Here is a 17,155-nt window from a genome sequence, read left to right as displayed (position 1 = left end):
ATGAAAGTAAAAGAGGTCTGCATCGTGCAAATGCCGAAAAAGTTAATCAATATACAAAAAGGTTCCGGAATTTCCCCATACATATGGAGCATCATCAGCATCCTGCCATTTTATTTTATCTTTCAGTCCTCCTCTACGATCGAAATTGTTGTAGGGATTTCATTGACCATCATGTTCTTTATTTCCTTACGATTTGCTTTTATTTCAAAGGATTGGCCGGTTTATTTATGGACGTCGATTTTAATTGCCATATCCATTACCATGACCATTCAATTTAATTTTATCTATTTTGCTTTTTATATTGCCTACTATAATGGGAATATAAAAAACCGGGTGGCATTTCTAACCCTTTATATTATCCACCTTGTATTAACGACGGCATCGATTAATTATAATTTTGTTATACAGGATGAATTATTCCTATCCCAATTTCCTTTTATTCTGATCATTTGGATAAGTGTCATTCTGTTACCTTTTAATATTTATAATCGCAATAAACAGGTGCAGCTCGAAGATCAGTTAGAGGATGCCAATAAACGTATTTCAGACTTGGTCAAGCAGGAAGAACGCCAAAGGATTGCCCGTGATCTGCACGATACTTTGGGTCAAAAGCTTTCTCTCATCGGCCTGAAAAGCGATCTGGCCAGAAAATTGGTGTACAAGGATCCAGAGCAGGCCCGGAATGAATTAAAGGATGTTCAGCAAACGGCACGAACCGCTTTAAGTGAAGTAAGGACGATGGTTTCACAAATGAGGGGGATCCGGCTAAAAGACGAAATCGTCCGGATCAAACAGCTATTAAAGGCAGCCGAAATTGATTTCGTGATGGACGATGAAATCATTCTGCCCCAGGCATCACTCTTTCTGGAAAATATTTTGAGCATGTGCCTAAAAGAAGCCGTGACAAATGTTGTCAAACACAGCAAGGCGTCGTACTGTGAGCTTATCATTGAAGAGTCGGATAAAGAGATGACCATCATAGTGAAGGATGATGGTAAGGGGATCGAGGGAGATTACACACAATCTAAAGGCAGCGGTCTAATCGGGATGAGAGAACGCTTGGAATTTGTGAATGGGAGCTTAGACGTTTTTTCCGAGAGTGGAACCACTTTGATAATGAGAGTGCCGAAAGTAATTAAGCAGACAGACAGGGAGGGAATGGAATGATTCGAATTGTGATTGCAGAAGACCAGCGAATGTTACTAGGGGCTTTAGGCTCATTATTGAGCTTGGAGGATGATATGGAAGTGGTAGGGAAAGCCGACAATGGAGAAGAAGCCATTGCCCTCGTCCACGAGCTGAAGCCGGATATTTGTATCATGGACATTGAAATGCCTAAAAAGACCGGTCTTGAAGCCGCAGAGGAATTAAAGGGTAAAGATTGCAAAGTGATCATACTGACAACTTTCGCGAGGTCCGGTTATTTTCAACGTGCATTAAAAGGCGGGGTGAAAGGTTATTTGTTAAAGGATAGTCCAAGTGAGGAACTGGCGAACTCGATCCGTCTTGTGATGGACGGTAAACGTATATATGCACCGGAGCTCATGGACGATGTGTACGGTGAAGAAAACCCTCTCACAGATCGAGAAAAAGAAGTGTTGGAGCTGGTTGCCGACGGGAAAAACACGAAGGAGATAGCCGATGAGCTCAGCCTCAAAACGGGTACCGTCCGAAACTACATCTCAACCATTCTAGACAAGCTTGAAGTAAAAAATCGAATCGAAGCCATCACTCAATCAAAAGAAAAAGGATGGTTTAAATGATGGGGCAGGGACGGACCTCCAACATGGAGGTCCGTCCCTGCTATTAATGTAGTGTTTATACATGTTTAATCAATCTCTTGTATTTTTATATATTTTTAATAAGTGCTTAATTTTGCTTTATGAGAGCCTTATTCTAAAAAGTATTTCAATTAAATTTATTAAGGGGAATCCTTTGCCATCATTGGTTTTGACTGGAAAGGACAAATGTGAAAATGATGAAAGGATCTCTTTTTGGTGTTGACAAGTAAAAGAATCGTGGTACGATAGCATCGAATACAAAATTTCATAGGACGATCCACTAGGGGTGCCTTATTAAAGGCTGAGATTAAAGTGTGACTTTAAGACCCTTTGAACCTGATCTGGTTGAGACCAGCGTAGGGAAGTGGTGTTTGACGGTCGCATAGAATCGTAATCTAACATTCTGATCTCAAGCCACTTTCTGTATGCTGTATGCATAATGGAAAGTGGCTTTTTTGTTGCCTATTTCGGATCGTCTGGAAAAGGAGAAAGATACTATGTCATTTACAGCGTACTTAAGAAATGAAGTGAAGGAAATTTGGGAAGCAAGCTTTCAACATCCTTTCGTTAAAGGTATCGGCGATGGAACGCTCCCCCTTGAAAAATTCAGATATTACATTCTGCAAGATGCTTATTACCTGTCGCACTTTTCAAAGGTGCAGGCACTTGGGGCAGCCAAGGCAACAGACTTACATACCACATCGAGAATGGCAACACACGCTGTGGGGACAAATGAAGCAGAGCTATCACTTCATGAAAATTTCTCAAACCGTTTAGGGATTACGGAAGAAGAAAAACAGCAGTTTAAACCTTCTCCCACTGCCTATGCCTACACGTCGCATATGTATCGTTCCGCACAGTATGGAGGCCTCGCAGATATTCTGGCGGCAATACTTCCTTGCTACTGGTTGTATTATGAAATCGGTGAACGCTTGAAATCATCCACACCTGAGGATGCCATCTATCAGGAGTGGATCGCTGCGTATGGCGGAGAATGGTTTCGGGAATTAGTGGAAGAACAGATCCATCGACTGGATGGATTGGCTGAAACGATGACGGTAACAGATAAGGAAAGAATGAGGGAGAATTTTATTTTAAGCAGCATATATGAATTACAGTTTTGGGAAATGGCATACACTCTGGAGAAGTGGCCGTTTCAGTCATCTCTTGGTAAAGAAGGTGGAATACATGTCTAAATTAAAGCTGACGGACATTTTAGTAACGGTCGTTATCTCCATAGGTTTTGGAATCATTTATAAGCTTTGGGGACCGGTCTACAACCTGTTAAAGCCATTTGGATTGCATGCTGATCAACTGATCTATGGCATGTGGTTCATGGCGGCGACCGTGGCTTTTTTAATCATTCAGAAACCTGGCGTGGCACTTCTGGCAGAGATTGCAGCATCTTCAGGGGAATTTCTCATGGGAAGTGAATGGGGCCTCGAGGTACTCCTATTCGGTCTGATTCAAGGATTGTTTGCAGAGTTCATTTTCCTTATCACCCGCTATAAACGTCATGATGTCTTCATCATTTGTACAGCAGCAGTGGGCTCTGCAATTGGATCAATCCTGATGGACTATTTAAAAGGATACATGGGAGACCTCGTTCTGTGGAATTTATCACTTTTTATTGGTGCCAGATTAATAGGTTCCATCTTGATAGCAGGCATAGGAGCCTTTTATCTTGTTAAGGCTTTGGAGAAAACGGGGGTAACCAGTTTGGTAAGACGTGCTGACCAAAGAGATTACGATGCCCTTAATCAGTAAAGGAGGGAAGGACCATGCATGTTGAAAATCTGCGGCTTACATTTTCGGGTTCAGAGAATCTGATGTTTAAAGACGTAAGCCTTAAGATAAAAGAGGGGGAAAAGGTATTGCTACTCGGGCCATCTGGTTGTGGAAAATCCACACTCCTTCAGGTTCTATCCGGTGTGATCCCCCATTCGATAGATGTACCGATGAAAGCTGACTCGATTGAACGTCCTGAATCTTTCGGGTATGTCTTTCAAGATCCGGACGCTCAATTTTGTATGCCTTATGTTGATGAGGAAATTGCCTTTGTTTTGGAGAACAAGCAAATCCCAAGAGACGAAATGCCAGAGGAAATTAAAAAACTGTTAAAGAAGGTGAATTTAAGTCTGGGGGATTCCCATACGAAAATCTCATCTCTATCAGGGGGGATGAAACAAAAATTGGCCATTGCTTCTGCCCTTGCGCTCCATCCCCATACGCTATTTCTGGATGAACCTACAGCCATGTTGGATGAAGAGAGTACAAAATCTGTATGGGAAACAGTGAAAACGAAATGTAAAGATAAAACGTTACTTATTGTTGAACATAAGCTGGATCACGTAATGGAAATCATTGACCGTATTATTCTTTTCGATGCTTGTGGAAGGATAGTGGCTGATGGTCCAAAGTCTCACATCTTATCAAATTTTAAGGAAACATTGAAATCAGTTGGGGTATGGTATCCGGAAGCGTGGAAAGATTATCTTTCTTTCCACCCACCGGAGAAGGTTGCCCCGTTTGGAAGGACGACTATAAAGCTAGAGAACTTCAAAGGGTATGTACAAAAAGAGGTGAAGATCCACCTTCAAAATGCCGGCAGCATTAAAGGTGAATGGATTGCAATCACCGGAAAGAACGGAGCCGGGAAATCTACATTACTCCACAGTCTCATGAAATTCATCCCAACTACCGGGAAGTATGAATTATATGGAAGACAGGTAAAAGGGAAGAATGTTCCAAGAGAATGTACATTTGTTTTTCAAAATCCCGAGTTTCAGTTTGTAACACACAGTGTGTTTGATGAAGTTGCGTATACCTTTCGGCGGGGAAAGGTGGATGAAGGGATAGTGGAAGAAAAAGTGCATGCACTATTGAAGCGATTCAAGCTTGATCCATTCAAACATCATCATCCCTATCATTTATCCATGGGGCAAAAGCGTAGATTAAGCGTCGCAGCTTCCCTTGTCAGGAATAAAGATATTCTGTTATTGGACGAACCGACTTTTGGCCAGGATTCCCAAAATACGTTTGCGTTACTTGAGATGCTTCGAGACTATCAAAAAGAAGGGTCTACCATTCTGATGGTGACCCATGATGAAAATATCATTACTCACTTTGCATCCAGAGTATGGGTCATCGAAAATGGGCGCCTCACCCAGGATTTCTATAATGAGATTGCAGGTAGTAAAGCAATATGAATATAGAACTCGAGCACAGAGAAACCTGGCTTCATCAAATCAATCCCAGCTTCAAGCTAATGACCTTGATCGGGCTTTTTGTATTCCTGCTTTTTATTCATTATCTTAACTGGTTGTTATATTTGAGCTTACTGTTTTTTCTCCTGTTATGGGTGTTCTCAGGATATTCATATAAAACCGTCAGTCTAATGATCCTACCCTTTTTCCTTGTTTTCATCTCTACAGCTTCATCAATGATTTTATTTGGGAAAGGTGAAACAACATGGATGAAACTTGGATTGATCCACATTACCGAAGAGAGTTTTTATCGGGGGATCCATGTTGGATTGCGTACCATCGTATTCGCTATCTTGGGATTATTATTTGCACTTACAACGAGACCGGTGAAGCTTTTCTACTCCCTCATGCAGCAGCTGAGATTAAAACCTAAGTATGCGTATAGTTTTATGGCCGGATTTAGATTGATTCCCATTATGATTGAAGAATTCTTCACGATACGAAACGCCATGAGAGTCAGGGGAGTTGAAGAACGTAGAGGAATAAAGCACGTATTCCATAAATTGAAATCGTATTCCATTCCCCTGCTTGCCCAGAGCATCAGAAGAGCGCACCGAATTGCTGTGGCCATGGAAACAAAGGGTTTTAAAGGAAGTGGGCAGCGAACCTATTACTACAGAGTAACCTTTTCGAAATATGATGGATATTTCTTGGGGAGCATTCTCTTCATGATTGTGCTCAGTTACTATTTTTCTACCCATCTACCTATTTTTCCGGCGGGAGATGTTCGCTATGGGAATTGAAACGAGAAAACAATTACATGTGATATCAACAGGAAAACAATCTGTGGAAGAATTAGTGAAAATCTCGAAGTCCATTTATCCATATCTCGACATGCTCCATCTTCGCGAAAAGCAGTGGACGGGGAAAGAAATGGCTGTGGCCATCGATCGATTAGTAAAAGCAGGAGTCCCGTTAACAAAATTATGTGTCAATGATCGGGCAGACATTGCCTTTATGAAGCATGTAAGAGGGGTGCAGCTTGGCCATCAAAGTGCGGATATCAGCTTGGTGAAAAGTGCTTTTCCTTCCTTGAAAATAGGTGCTTCTGTACATTCCCTTGAAGAAGCACAACAGGCAATGGATAAGGGAGCGGATTATCTACTCTATGGAAATGTATATGCTACTTCTTCGAAACCAGGGAAAGCCGCCGGGGGAGTAGCAAGTTTGGTAAATTTGGTTCAATCCATCCCTGTTCCCACTATCGCTATCGGTGGCATCACACCTAATCGTGTACGTGAAATAATGCAAACTGGAGCAAGAGGGGTGGCGGTTTTATCAGGCATTTTCCTTTCAAAGGATCCAATTGATTCAGCCCGATCCTATTATAAAGAATTACATAAGGAGGTGAGGTAGTTTGGTAAAGCAGTATGACGTCATAATTGTGGGTGGAGGAGTGATTGGCTGCTCCATTGCATATCAGTTATCCAAAAGAGGAAAGAAAGTTCTCCTGATTGAGAGGAATCAATTGGCGGGAAAAGCTTCGAAAGCCGCTGCAGGCATGCTTGGCGTTCAAACAGAATTACATGGGGGGAGTCCTATGTATCATTTGGCGATGGCAAGCCGGAATATGTATTCTACATTAGCTGAGGAACTCAAAGAAATCAGCGGAATGAACATTGAGTATGTAGAAAATGGAATGATTAAACTAGCGAAAACAGAAGAAGAAGCCCATGACTTACTGAAAGTTGCATCTATAGCAGCAAAAGAGGAACAGGTTGAATGGTTATCTCCTGGAAGCCTATCTATCTACGAACCTCATCTCTCAAAAAATGTGGCTGGTGGGTTATATATTCCAAAGGATGGAAATGTCTCAGCCCTAAAGCTTACACAAGCGTTAGGTTTGGCAGCGGCAAGATTAGGTGCAGAAATGAAAGAATTTACGGACGTCTATGATTTTATAATAGAAAGAAGCTGGATAACGGGGATTCAAACATCTATAGGTCCCTTTTACGCTAACGAAACGATCGTAGCGGGAGGTGCTTGGAGTCAATCTCTACTGAAACAGTTGAATAAGACTTTCAATACGTATCCAGTCAAAGGAGAATGCTTTTCAGTAAAAGTATCCCGGAAAGTAGTAGAACGTACAATTTTCACTGATGGCTGCTACATTGTTCCGAAAATGGGTGGAAGACTTTTGATAGGGGCGACAGAGAAGCCGCATACCTTTGATGAAACCATTTCCGTAGATGGTTTGTTGAACCTCATGCAGCTGGCGACAAGCATATTGCCTGATTTAGCTTACGCCGAGTGGGAAAAGGCTTGGGCCGGCATACGTCCACACACACATCATGGATCTCCATTTATCGGGAGAAGTGAGGAATGGGATGGTCTTTCCATTGCAACGGGGCATTACCGTAATGGTATTCTCCTCGCCCCAATAACAGGAGTGATGATGGCAGATATTATTGAAGGTAAGGATACTCATCCAATAGATGAATACCAGAGGGGTTGAGAAAGTGGAATTACGTATAAATGGACAGGTTGTCACGGTCCCAGACACAATTTCGACGATTGCAGATTTAATTCACTATTTTAAACTTGAAAATAGAGTGATTATTGTTGAACAGAATCAAAACATTCTTGAAAAAAATGAGCATGAAAAGGCTGAACTAAAAAAAGGCGATACTATTGAGCTTGTCCAATTTGTAGGAGGCGGTTGAAATGTTAAAAATCGGAAAGTACACATTCCATTCAAGACTTTTACTGGGAACGGGAAAGTATCCTGATTTTGATATTCAGAAAAGAGCTGTCGAGGTTTCCGGTGCAGAAATTCTTACGTTCACAGTAAGGCGCATGAATATATTTGAGCCTGGTCAACCTAATTTCTTAGAAAAACTGAATCTTGAAAACTATTCATTATTACCGAATACAGCAGGGGCTAAATGTGCTCAGGAAGCAGTCCGGCATGCACAATTAGCGAGAGCTTCAGGGCTCTGTGACATGATTAAGGTAGAAGTGATCGGATGCGATAAAACGCTGCTGCCCGATCCCGTCGAAACACTGAAAGCAACAGAAGAATTAATAAAAGAAGGCTTTACGGTGCTTCCCTATACGTCTGATGATGTTGTTCTTGCAAGGAGATTGGAAGAGTTAGGGGCCCATGCCATCATGCCGGGCGCTTCCCCTATAGGATCAGGACAGGGAATCATCAATCCAGTCAATCTTCGTTTCATCATTGAGCAAACAAAAGTACCGGTCATTGTGGATGCTGGAATTGGTTCTCCTTCAGATGCTGCTCTTGCGATGGAACTCGGGGCTGATGCTGTATTACTCAATACAGCCGTCTCTTCTGCGAACGATCCAGTTATGATGGCGAATGCCATGAGGCTTGCGATTGAAGGGGGGCGATTCGGATTTGAGGCTGGAAGAATTCCGAAGAAACGTTATGCAACAGCAAGCAGCCCAGTGGAGGGGATGAGTGTTTGATAGAAGATAGATATTCAAGACAAACGCTGTTTCACCCCATCGGAACAGAGGGACAAAAGTTAATAAGCAATAAACATGTGTTGCTGATCGGGGCGGGAGCACTGGGAACAGGCAATGCAGAAGCCCTTGTGCGTGCTGGTATCGGAAAGTTGACGATTGTGGATCGTGATTATGTAGAATGGAGTAATTTACAACGTCAGCAGCTATATAACGAGGAAGATGCAAGAAATCGAATCCCCAAAGCTATAGCGGCAAAAAAAAGACTCCAAGCGATTAATTCAACTGTCAAAATTGAAGAGCATGTACTGGATGCCATGCCCGAAGAAATGTTGAGACTTGCCAAGAACGTAGATCTTATCATCGATGCAACGGATAACTTTGATACAAGAATGATCATAAATGATATCTCTCAAAAATATTCCATTCCTTGGATTTATGGTGCGTGTGTTGGGAGTTATGGACTATCATTCACTATTCTTCCCGGTATCACCCCTTGTCTTCGATGTTTGATAGAAACTGTTCCAATCGGTGGGATGACCTGTGATACAGCGGGCATCATCAGCCCTGCCGTCTCCACAGTGGTGGCTTATCAAACAACTGAAGCATTAAAGATACTGGTAGAAGACATGGAGGCACTTGGGAATAAAGTGGTCTCTTTTGATTTATGGAAAAATGAGCATACTTCCCTGGATGTGAGAAAGCTGAAAAGGGATGGATGCCCTTCATGTGGAGAGCATCGAACCTTCCCCAGTCTAAAATACGAAAATCAAACCAAAACAGCAGTCCTTTGTGGGAGGGATTCAGTTCAGATCCGTCCAGTTTCAAAACAAGAAATCGATCTTATTGAACAATCACAATCGTTAGAACTCCAGGGGAAACAAGTTGTTAGAAATCCATATTTGATTTCATTCGAGGTCGAATCTTATCGAATCGTACTCTTTCGTGATGGACGTGCTCTCGTTCACGGAACAAAAGATGTAAGGGAAGCAAAATCAGTTTATCATCGTTATTTGGGATAAAGGGAGGAGAACATCATGATTAAAAAAGCATTGACGATTGCCGGATCTGATTGTGGCGGTGGGGCTGGGATCCAGGCAGATCTCAAGACGTTTCAGGAACTGAATGTCTTTGGGATGTCTGCCATCACAGCAGTGACGGCGCAAAATACAAGAGGTGTACAAGGTGTGTATCCATTATCTAGAGAGGCTGTCATAGATCAATTGACCTCGATTGCTGAAGATTTACCTCCCAAAGCCATCAAAACGGGTATGCTGGTGAACGAAGACATTATTTCTCATGTAGCCGACTTTGTTCGATCACACTCTTGGAAGAAGCTCGTTGTGGATCCTGTCATGATAGCAAAAGGGGGAGCAACATTATTGGAGAGGGAAGCCGTTAACGCTCTGGTCAATGAATTGATCCCCCTTGCGTTTGTTGTCACGCCGAACATTCCTGAAGCCGAGGCATTGACAGGGATGGACATTTTGAACGATGTTGAACGTAAGAAAGCGGCGGAGGTATTGTTCCAGATGGGTGCTAAACATGTGGTGATTAAAGGTGGGCATCAATTTCATGCTCAATCTTTACAAGCTACTGACATCCTCTTTGATGGGAATAGATTTTATGAGTTTAGCAGTCCGAGAGTCTTCACACCACATACACATGGAACAGGGTGTACATTCTCTGCTGTGATTACAGCACAATTAGCAAAAGGACATACGGTCTATGATTCTGTCAAAACAGCCAAACATTTTATAACTGCCGCGATCAGTGACTCACTGGGTATCGGGAGTGAACACGGTCCGACGAATCATTGGGCGTACCAAGCCGGTATGAATGTATGAACCTCAGAAGAAGTTTGCAGTTATATTTTGTGATGGGAAGCCATAATTGTGTGAAGAATCCGGCACATGTATTAGAAGAAGCCCTTTTAGGCGGAGTGACCATGTTTCAGTTTCGTGAAAAAGGCATGGAAGGTTTAGAAGGTGATGCGAAAGTTGAGCTGGCTCATGAGCTGCAGCGTTTATGTCGTAAACACGGTGTTCCTTTCATCGTGAATGATGATGTGGAGTTGGCGTTATTAATGAACGCAGATGGAGTACATATAGGTCAGGAGGATGAACCTATCGATAAAGTCCGTCGGAAAATTGGGAATAGAATACTTGGTGTCTCCTCTCATGACGTGAATGAAGCGAGGTCAGCTGTGGAGTCCGGGGCAGACTACCTAGGAGTCGGTCCTATGTTTCCTACCAATACAAAGAATGATTGTAGAGAGGTCCGTGGTCCGAAAATCATCCAATCAATAAGAACAAATGGTATCGATATCCCCCTTGTCGGGATTGGAGGCATTCAATACAATAATGCTTCTCAAGTATTGGAAGCAGGTGCGGACGGTGTCGCAGTCATTTCTGCGATTTCAAAACACCCGTTTTGCACAGGGAAGTTAGCCCAGGCTATCCAGCAAAAGCTTTTACGATTGTGATCGGTTCAGAATAAAAAATTTAACCATTATAGCAACATATCTCTCTCTCCCTCATCATACTATACAGTAGACCTCGGTCTAACTTGTATCATCATCAACGATAAGAGGGAGGGGTAAGAATGAATGTCTGGTTTGTTTTGTTAAACATTTTGGTGTTTCTTGTTCTCATTGGTGTATTACTTTTTATGCAAAAGAAAAATGTTTCGTTTTCAAAACGGGTGTTTACCGCTCTGGGTCTGGGGATATTATTTGGTCTTGGATTACAGTGGGTATATGAAGCCGGTGATGAAAATGTAACACAATCGATTGAATGGTTTAACATCGTCGGAACCGGCTATATTAAACTACTGCAAATGATTGTCATGCCTTTAGTGTTTGTGTCGATTATTTCAGCCTTCACTAAATTGAAGCGTTCTCACAATTTAGGGAAGATTTCTGTATTGATCATTGGATTGCTGGTAGGCACAACTGCCGTTGCTGCAGCTGTCGGAATCGCTACGACTGTGGCTTTTGACCTGGAAGCGATCCAGATTGATCAAGGAGATGCTGAAGCGGCAAGGGGTGTTCAATTAGAAGAGAGAGCAACAGCTTTAGAGGGTCAGAGTTATCCTCAAAAAATTCTCGAGCTTTTACCTGCGAATCCGTTCCTGGACTTTACGGGACAAAGAGCAACCTCGACGATCGCAGTCGTAATTTTTGCAGCTTTCATCGGTATCGCTTACTTGGGGGCTCAGCGCAAAGAGCCAGAAGCTGCTGAATTCTTCAAAAAGATCGTTGATTCCGTCTATGCTGTAGTGATGAGAATTGTGACTTTAGTGTTACGACTCACTCCATTCGGTGTGCTGGCCATCATGGCTAAGACAGTGGCATTAAGTAATTTTGATGCTATCATGAAGCTTGGAGAATTTGTTGGGGCATCTTATGTGGCCTTGATTATCATGTTTGCCATTCACTTAATCATGCTTACTCTATTTGGCTTGAATCCGGTCACTTACATGAAAAAAGTATTTCCTGTATTAGCATTTGCTTTTACGTCGAGATCCAGTGCCGGTACACTGCCCCTTAATATTCAAACACAGAAGAATAAATTGGGTGTTTCAGAAGGGATTGCCAACTTCTCGGGATCTTTCGGGTTATCCATCGGTCAGAATGGTTGTGCAGGGGTGTATCCTGCCATGCTTGCAGTGATGATTGCACCGACTGTCGGGATCAATCCATTAACCCCTTCCTTTATTCTTACGCTCATCGTAGTGGTGGCCATCAGCTCCTTCGGTGTTGCAGGCGTTGGAGGCGGAGCTACATTTGCTGCCATCCTTGTTCTATCCGCCCTGGATCTTCCAGTAGCGTTAGCGGGTCTATTGATCTCTGTTGAACCTTTGATTGACATGGGGCGGACAGCTGTTAACGTAAGTGGTGCGATGACATCCGGAGTGATAACAAGTAAAGTGACAGGGGATTTGGATAGCGAAACGTATAATAAAGAAATCATTGAAGCAGAAGCTTAAACAAGTGGGCTGGCTCATTCATATATGAGCCAGTTTTACTTTTGCATGCAAATAAATTTAGTTATTTAGAGTGGTTATGATTGAAAATTCAGACTATATTCTTTACTATAGAATTAAACATACCGACCGGTTAGTATCTTTGGTGTGTGATTGAAATGCTCTAAAGATGAGGAGGCACGAACATGCATGTGAAGGAATTATTTGATCTTTCAGGTAAAGTAGCCCTTGTGACAGGGGGAGGCAGAGGATTGGGAAAACAAATCGCGACAGGGTTTGCTGAAGCGGGGGCAAACGTTGTAGTATGCTCGAGAAACGTTGAAGCATGTGAAGACGTGAAGAAAGGATTAGAAGAACTAGGTGTGCAATCAGTGGCATTGAAGTGTGATGTCACAAATCCTGAGGATGTACAGCGTGTTGTAGATGAAACAAAGAAGATATTTGGCCGCATTGATATTTTAGTGAATAATAGTGGTGCTTCCTGGGGGGCCCCTGCAGAAGATATGCCCCTTGATGCCTGGCATAAAGTAATCAATGTGAATGTAAATGGTACTTTTATTATGTCACAGGCCGTGGGGAAAGTAATGCTTGAGCAACAGGAAGGGAAAATCATTAATATCGCTTCCGTAGCAGGACTTCAAGGGACAGACCCTCGTTATATGGATGCCATTGGCTATAGTACCAGTAAAGCAGCGGTCATCAATTTCACGAAGGATCTAGCCGTGAAATGGGGATCCCGCGGAATTCATGTGAATGCAATCGCGCCGGGTTTCTTCCCGACAAAAATGTCAAAAGGAATTCTATCTCATTCAGGGGAAGCCATTTTAAACGGCACACCATTAAATCGATTCGGTACCGAAGATGATCTAAAAGGAGCAGCGCTTTTCCTGGCGGCCCGTGCATCTGATTTTGTCACTGGTTCAGTTCTCGTCGTAGACGGTGGTTCGTCTGCCATGTAATTTTAACCAAATTGATTGTTCCAAGTTAAGAAAGGGTGGATGAAATGGATTTCTCTTATTCTCCTAAAGTACAAGAATATCAAAATAGACTATCACGTTTTATGGAAGAATACGTGTACCCGAACGAGTCCTTCTATGAAGAACAGCTCAATCAGCAAGAATCCCGCTGGAGTGGAGTTCCTAAAGTAATGGAAGAATTAAAAGCCGAAGCGAAGAAACAGGGATTATGGAATCTATTTCTTCCCAAAAGCGAATTCGGAGCCGGGCTCAATAATGTAGAATACGCCCCACTATGTGAAATCATGGGGAGATCCCTGATTGGGCCTGAAGTGTTTAATTGCAATGCTCCTGATACAGGGAATATGGAAGTGTTGGAACGTTATGGCACCCCCATTCAAAAACAACAATATCTTATCCCACTTCTAAATGGTGATATCCGTTCATGTTTCTCTATGACCGAGCCTGATGTCGCGTCTTCCGATGCAACGAACATTAAGGCGAGTATCATTCGGGATGGAGATGAATACGTCATTAACGCCAGGAAATGGTGGTCATCTGGTGCCGGGGACCCACGGTGCAGCTTTTCCATTTTGATGGGTAAAACCAATCCGGAAGCGGGCCGTCATGAACAGCAATCAATGATTATCGTCCCTTTGAATACGCCAGGTGTAAAAATAGAGCGTATGCTTCCTGTATTCGGGTACGATCATGCCCCCCATGGGCACGGAGAAATCACCTTTACCGAGGTGAGGGTTCCCGTGGAAAATATGATTTGGGCAGAAGGAAAGGGATTCGCCATTGCACAGGGACGTTTAGGTCCCGGCCGGATCCACCATTGCATGCGTTTAATTGGTGCAGCTGAACGAGCCCTTGAAGAATTATGTAAGCGCGTTCAAAACAGGAAGGCGTTTGGAAATGCACTGGCCGGGCAGGGAGTCGTAAGAGAATGGATTGCGAACTCAAGGATTGAAATTGAGCAGGCCCGTCTACTAACGATGAAAGCGGCTTATATGATGGATACTGTTGGGAATAAAGTTGCAAAACAGGAAATCGCCATGATTAAGGTGGTGGCTCCTTCCATGGCTTTGCGGGTGATTGACAGGGCCATTCAAGCGTTCGGGGCAGCAGGTGTATCGGATGACTACACATTGGCAGCTCAATGGGCAAATGCCCGTACACTGCGGCTTGCCGATGGCCCGGATGAAGTGCACCTTGCCCAATTGGCAAAATTGGAATTGAGAAAACACGATGAAGCTTCTCACGTAAAGAGCTAGGAAGAGAGGTGGATGATGATGAGGTTAAAAGGGAAGGTTTCAGTAATTACGGGAGGCGGAGGAGGAATCGGGCGCGCTACAGCCCTTAGGTTCTCAGAAGAAGGTGCTTCTGTCGTCGTGGCAGATCTGGATGATGCGAGTGGTGAAGAGACGGTTAGACTCATCCAGGAAAAAAAAGGGAGTTCATTCTTCTTCAAAACGAACGTACGGGAAAGTACAAGCATTCAATCCCTCGTACATACAACGGTGGAACATTTCGGAGGACTCGATATCCTTATCAATAATGCAGGGATCGGACAGTCGGAAGTCAGGGGCATCGATCTGGAAGAAAACGAATGGGATTCTGTACTCGATACAAACTTAAAAAGTATTTTTCTGGGAATGAAGTACGCCGTACCGCAACTGATGAAGAAAGGCGGTGTCATTGTGAATGTATCGAGCCTTCTCGGATTGAAAGGACGGAAATACGTGTCAGCCTACAATGCGGCAAAGGGTGGTGTCATACTACTGACACAAAATGCAGCCCTGGAGTATGGGAAGGATAATATTCGTGTAAATGCAGTTGCGCCTGGAGTCATTGATACGAACATCATCACTGACTGGAAGAAGGATGAGAGGAAATGGTCGGCGATTTCTCAATCCAATGCACTAAGGCGCATTGGAAATCCAGAAGAAGTAGCGTCAGCGATTCTGTTTTTAGCTTCAGATGAGGCATCCTTTATAACAGGCAGTACATTATCTGTTGATGGTGGAGGGTTGATCTTTTAGGGATCATGACGAATTGGTACATGAATAATCTGAAATGAAAGGAATGATTATGTGACAACTAAAACTTGGCTCAGTCGTTACCCTGATACGTTTGAGACTGAAATTCCTGCAATCGATTTTTCAATCCCGGAAATGCTTCAACTTACCGTTTCTTCATACCGGGCTCATCCATGTATAAGCTTTTATCAAAAGCGGATAACCTATGGTGAACTACAAGGTGCCGTCACCATGCTTGCTTCATCCTTTCAACAAATTGGAGTGAAGAAAGGAGACAGGGTGGCGATCATGCTCCCGAACTGTCCGCAATATGTGATCTCTTATTATGGGATCCTTACTTCCGGGGGAATTGTCACACAGGTGAATCCGATGTCGGTTGAAAGGGAGTTAATCCATCTGCTTAATGACTCGGGGGCAGAGACAATCGTCGTATTGGACCGTTTTTATCCTATGGTCAAATCCATACAACAGGAAACAGAGATCAAGACGATTATCGCAGTCAGCCTGCAAGGGGAAAACAGTGCTTCGGACTACTCCTTTGATGAATTTTTAAGGGTGGGGGACGGTAAAGTATCTCAAGTATCGATAAATCCTGAAGAAGACGTGGCAGTCCTTCAATATACAGGTGGAACAACCGGTGCATCAAAGGGAGTCATGCTCACTCATAAAAACATTCTTTCAAATGTGATTCAAAGTCAACTCTTCTTTAAAGACAGCATCGAAACAGGAAAAGAGAGAAGCCTGAGTGTGATTCCGTTCTTTCATGTATTTGGGATGAATTCCTGTATGAACTTTGCAGTGTATTCAGCAAATGAAATGATCTTACTCCCAAGGTTTGAGTTGACCGAAGTATTAACAACGATTAAGAACGAGCAACCGACCCTGTTTCCAGGTGTGCCGACGATGTACGTGGCAATCACCAATCATCCACAGGCAGAAGAGTACGGAATTGATTCTATAAAGATTTGTAATAGCGGAAGTGCGCCGATGCCAGTAGAGTTATTGAATCAATTCGAGAAGAAAACAGGAGCGAAAATATTAGAGGGATACGGTTTATCAGAGGCTTCACCAACGACTCATTGCAACCCAGCTTTTGCAGAAAGAAAGCCGGGAACCGTCGGAATCGGCTTTCCATCCACAGACTATAAGGTAGTCGATTTAGCGACCGGTACTAAGGAGGTTCCTTTAGGGGATGTGGGCGAACTCATTATAAAAGGCCCTCAAGTCATGAAAGGCTACTGGAATTTACCTGAAGAGACTGCCCACGCCCTGCGGGATGGCTGGCTTTACACAGGGGACATCGCCCGGATGGATGATGAAGGGTATGTATCGATCGTCGACCGAAAGAAGGATATGATCATTGCATCAGGATACAATGTGTATCCAAGGGAAGTCGAGGAAGTCATTTACGAGCACCCAAGCGTACAGGAAGCTGTCGTAATCGGAGTCCCGGACTCTTATAGAGGAGAAACCGTTAAGGCAGTGGTCGTCTTAAAGTCAGGGGAAAAGGCATCTGAAGGAGAATTGGTTCGATTCTGTCAGGAGAATATGTCTTCATTCAAGGTACCAAAAATCATCGAGTTCCGTGATGAGCTTCCTAAGACGAGTGTTGGGAAAATATTAAGAAGAGCTCTGCGAGAAAGCGTGGGGTAATATGATATAATTCAGGTGATATTTGCAGATTGAGAGGATTTCAG

The 17,155-nt window shown here is 43.3% G+C and carries 18 protein-coding genes and 1 riboswitch; all 18 genes read left to right on the top strand.

Annotation, left to right across the window (positions count from 1 at the left end; all coding sequences use genetic code 11):
* Nucleotides 1-30 precede the first annotated feature (30 nt).
* Nucleotides 31-1,167, top strand: a complete 1,137-nt coding sequence (locus ACCB35_RS11930; protein WP_374057006.1) for a sensor histidine kinase — start codon at nucleotides 31-33, stop codon at nucleotides 1,165-1,167.
* On the top strand, nucleotides 1,164-1,763 hold the full coding sequence (locus tag ACCB35_RS11925; RefSeq protein ID WP_044336940.1) for a response regulator transcription factor: 600 nt from the start codon (nucleotides 1,164-1,166) through the stop codon (nucleotides 1,761-1,763). The genes ACCB35_RS11930 and ACCB35_RS11925 overlap by 4 nt, the downstream gene beginning before the upstream one ends.
* Before the next feature lie 290 nt (nucleotides 1,764-2,053).
* Nucleotides 2,054-2,161: riboswitch (TPP riboswitch) on the top strand.
* 117 nt (nucleotides 2,162-2,278) lie between these two features.
* Nucleotides 2,279-2,977 carry a thiaminase II gene (tenA, locus tag ACCB35_RS11920; RefSeq protein WP_374053910.1) on the top strand — a complete coding sequence of 233 codons (699 nt, stop codon included), beginning with the start codon at nucleotides 2,279-2,281 and terminating at the stop codon, nucleotides 2,975-2,977.
* Nucleotides 2,970-3,548 (top strand): ECF transporter S component, encoded by a 579-nt coding sequence (locus tag ACCB35_RS11915; RefSeq protein WP_374053909.1) that lies wholly within the window; start codon nucleotides 2,970-2,972, stop codon nucleotides 3,546-3,548. Before tenA ends, ACCB35_RS11915 begins: the two co-directional genes overlap by 8 nt.
* 14 nt (nucleotides 3,549-3,562) lie before the next feature.
* Nucleotides 3,563-4,990, top strand: coding sequence for an ABC transporter ATP-binding protein (locus ACCB35_RS11910; protein WP_374053908.1), 1,428 nt, complete (start codon nucleotides 3,563-3,565; stop codon nucleotides 4,988-4,990).
* A complete protein-coding gene (locus ACCB35_RS11905; RefSeq protein WP_044336944.1) occupies nucleotides 4,987-5,790 on the top strand; it encodes an energy-coupling factor transporter transmembrane protein EcfT in 804 nt (267 codons plus the stop codon). The genes ACCB35_RS11910 and ACCB35_RS11905 overlap by 4 nt, the downstream gene beginning before the upstream one ends.
* Nucleotides 5,780-6,403 (top strand): thiamine phosphate synthase, encoded by a 624-nt coding sequence (locus ACCB35_RS11900; protein ID WP_374053907.1) that lies wholly within the window; start codon nucleotides 5,780-5,782, stop codon nucleotides 6,401-6,403. The genes ACCB35_RS11905 and ACCB35_RS11900 overlap by 11 nt, the downstream gene beginning before the upstream one ends.
* Before the next feature lies 1 nt (nucleotide 6,404).
* On the top strand, nucleotides 6,405-7,502 hold the full coding sequence (gene thiO / locus ACCB35_RS11895) for a glycine oxidase ThiO (protein WP_374053906.1): 1,098 nt from the start codon (nucleotides 6,405-6,407) through the stop codon (nucleotides 7,500-7,502).
* 4 nt (nucleotides 7,503-7,506) lie between these two features.
* Nucleotides 7,507-7,710, top strand: coding sequence for a sulfur carrier protein ThiS (gene thiS, locus ACCB35_RS11890; RefSeq protein ID WP_044336947.1), 204 nt, complete (start codon nucleotides 7,507-7,509; stop codon nucleotides 7,708-7,710).
* Between the two features lies 1 nt (nucleotide 7,711).
* Complete coding sequence (locus tag ACCB35_RS11885) at nucleotides 7,712-8,476, top strand: thiazole synthase (RefSeq protein ID WP_044336948.1); 765 nt, start codon at nucleotides 7,712-7,714, stop codon at nucleotides 8,474-8,476.
* Complete coding sequence (locus tag ACCB35_RS11880; protein ID WP_374057005.1) at nucleotides 8,476-9,495, top strand: thiazole biosynthesis adenylyltransferase ThiF; 1,020 nt, start codon at nucleotides 8,476-8,478, stop codon at nucleotides 9,493-9,495. The genes ACCB35_RS11885 and ACCB35_RS11880 overlap by 1 nt, the downstream gene beginning before the upstream one ends.
* 15 nt (nucleotides 9,496-9,510) lie before the next feature.
* The gene (gene thiD, locus ACCB35_RS11875; protein ID WP_374053905.1) at nucleotides 9,511-10,320 is read left to right on the top strand and encodes a bifunctional hydroxymethylpyrimidine kinase/phosphomethylpyrimidine kinase; all 810 of its coding nucleotides are present in this window, start codon (nucleotides 9,511-9,513) and stop codon (nucleotides 10,318-10,320) included.
* A complete protein-coding gene (gene thiE, locus ACCB35_RS11870; protein WP_374053904.1) occupies nucleotides 10,317-10,958 on the top strand; it encodes a thiamine phosphate synthase in 642 nt (213 codons plus the stop codon). Before thiD ends, thiE begins: the two co-directional genes overlap by 4 nt.
* A gap of 119 nt (nucleotides 10,959-11,077) precedes the next feature.
* Nucleotides 11,078-12,463 (top strand): L-cystine transporter, encoded by a 1,386-nt coding sequence (locus ACCB35_RS11865; RefSeq protein ID WP_374053903.1) that lies wholly within the window; start codon nucleotides 11,078-11,080, stop codon nucleotides 12,461-12,463.
* 182 nt (nucleotides 12,464-12,645) lie between these two features.
* On the top strand, nucleotides 12,646-13,419 hold the full coding sequence (locus tag ACCB35_RS11860; RefSeq protein ID WP_374053902.1) for an SDR family oxidoreductase: 774 nt from the start codon (nucleotides 12,646-12,648) through the stop codon (nucleotides 13,417-13,419).
* Nucleotides 13,420-13,463: 44 nt separating this feature from the next.
* Nucleotides 13,464-14,693, top strand: a complete 1,230-nt coding sequence (locus ACCB35_RS11855) for an acyl-CoA dehydrogenase family protein (protein ID WP_374053901.1) — start codon at nucleotides 13,464-13,466, stop codon at nucleotides 14,691-14,693.
* 18 nt (nucleotides 14,694-14,711) lie between these two features.
* The gene (locus ACCB35_RS11850; RefSeq protein WP_374057004.1) at nucleotides 14,712-15,461 is read left to right on the top strand and encodes an SDR family NAD(P)-dependent oxidoreductase; all 750 of its coding nucleotides are present in this window, start codon (nucleotides 14,712-14,714) and stop codon (nucleotides 15,459-15,461) included.
* A 51-nt stretch (nucleotides 15,462-15,512) separates the two neighbouring features.
* Entirely contained in the window at nucleotides 15,513-17,111 is a 1,599-nt protein-coding gene (locus tag ACCB35_RS11845; RefSeq protein WP_374053900.1) for a long-chain fatty acid--CoA ligase, read from the top strand.
* The last annotated feature ends 44 nt before the right edge of the window (nucleotides 17,112-17,155 follow it).

The sequence above is a fragment of the Rossellomorea sp. FM04394 genome (assembly GCF_041889765.1).
GTDB classification, from domain to species: Bacteria; Bacillota; Bacilli; order Bacillales; family Bacillaceae_B; genus Rossellomorea; species Rossellomorea aquimaris_B.
Note: the sequence above shows the minus strand (reverse complement) of the source record. Positions and strands in the feature narration are given on the sequence as shown.

What these genes read in the sequence shown, in the direction of transcription:
- ACCB35_RS11930 (WP_374057006.1), top strand. Translation starts at nt 31, where the DNA reads ATGCCGAAAAAGTTAATCAATATACAAAAAGGTTCCGGAATTTCCCCA.
- ACCB35_RS11925 (WP_044336940.1), top strand. Translation starts at nt 1,164, where the DNA reads ATGATTCGAATTGTGATTGCAGAAGACCAGCGAATGTTACTAGGGGCT.
- tenA (WP_374053910.1), top strand. Translation starts at nt 2,279, where the DNA reads ATGTCATTTACAGCGTACTTAAGAAATGAAGTGAAGGAAATTTGGGAA.
- ACCB35_RS11915 (WP_374053909.1), top strand. Translation starts at nt 2,970, where the DNA reads ATGTCTAAATTAAAGCTGACGGACATTTTAGTAACGGTCGTTATCTCC.
- ACCB35_RS11910 (WP_374053908.1), top strand. Translation starts at nt 3,563, where the DNA reads ATGCATGTTGAAAATCTGCGGCTTACATTTTCGGGTTCAGAGAATCTG.
- ACCB35_RS11905 (WP_044336944.1), top strand. Translation starts at nt 4,987, where the DNA reads ATGAATATAGAACTCGAGCACAGAGAAACCTGGCTTCATCAAATCAAT.
- ACCB35_RS11900 (WP_374053907.1), top strand. Translation starts at nt 5,780, where the DNA reads ATGGGAATTGAAACGAGAAAACAATTACATGTGATATCAACAGGAAAA.
- ACCB35_RS11885 (WP_044336948.1), top strand. Translation starts at nt 7,712, where the DNA reads ATGTTAAAAATCGGAAAGTACACATTCCATTCAAGACTTTTACTGGGA.
- thiD (WP_374053905.1), top strand. Translation starts at nt 9,511, where the DNA reads ATGATTAAAAAAGCATTGACGATTGCCGGATCTGATTGTGGCGGTGGG.
- thiE (WP_374053904.1), top strand. Translation starts at nt 10,317, where the DNA reads ATGAACCTCAGAAGAAGTTTGCAGTTATATTTTGTGATGGGAAGCCAT.
- ACCB35_RS11865 (WP_374053903.1), top strand. Translation starts at nt 11,078, where the DNA reads ATGAATGTCTGGTTTGTTTTGTTAAACATTTTGGTGTTTCTTGTTCTC.
- ACCB35_RS11860 (WP_374053902.1), top strand. Translation starts at nt 12,646, where the DNA reads ATGCATGTGAAGGAATTATTTGATCTTTCAGGTAAAGTAGCCCTTGTG.
- ACCB35_RS11855 (WP_374053901.1), top strand. Translation starts at nt 13,464, where the DNA reads ATGGATTTCTCTTATTCTCCTAAAGTACAAGAATATCAAAATAGACTA.
- ACCB35_RS11850 (WP_374057004.1), top strand. Translation starts at nt 14,712, where the DNA reads ATGAGGTTAAAAGGGAAGGTTTCAGTAATTACGGGAGGCGGAGGAGGA.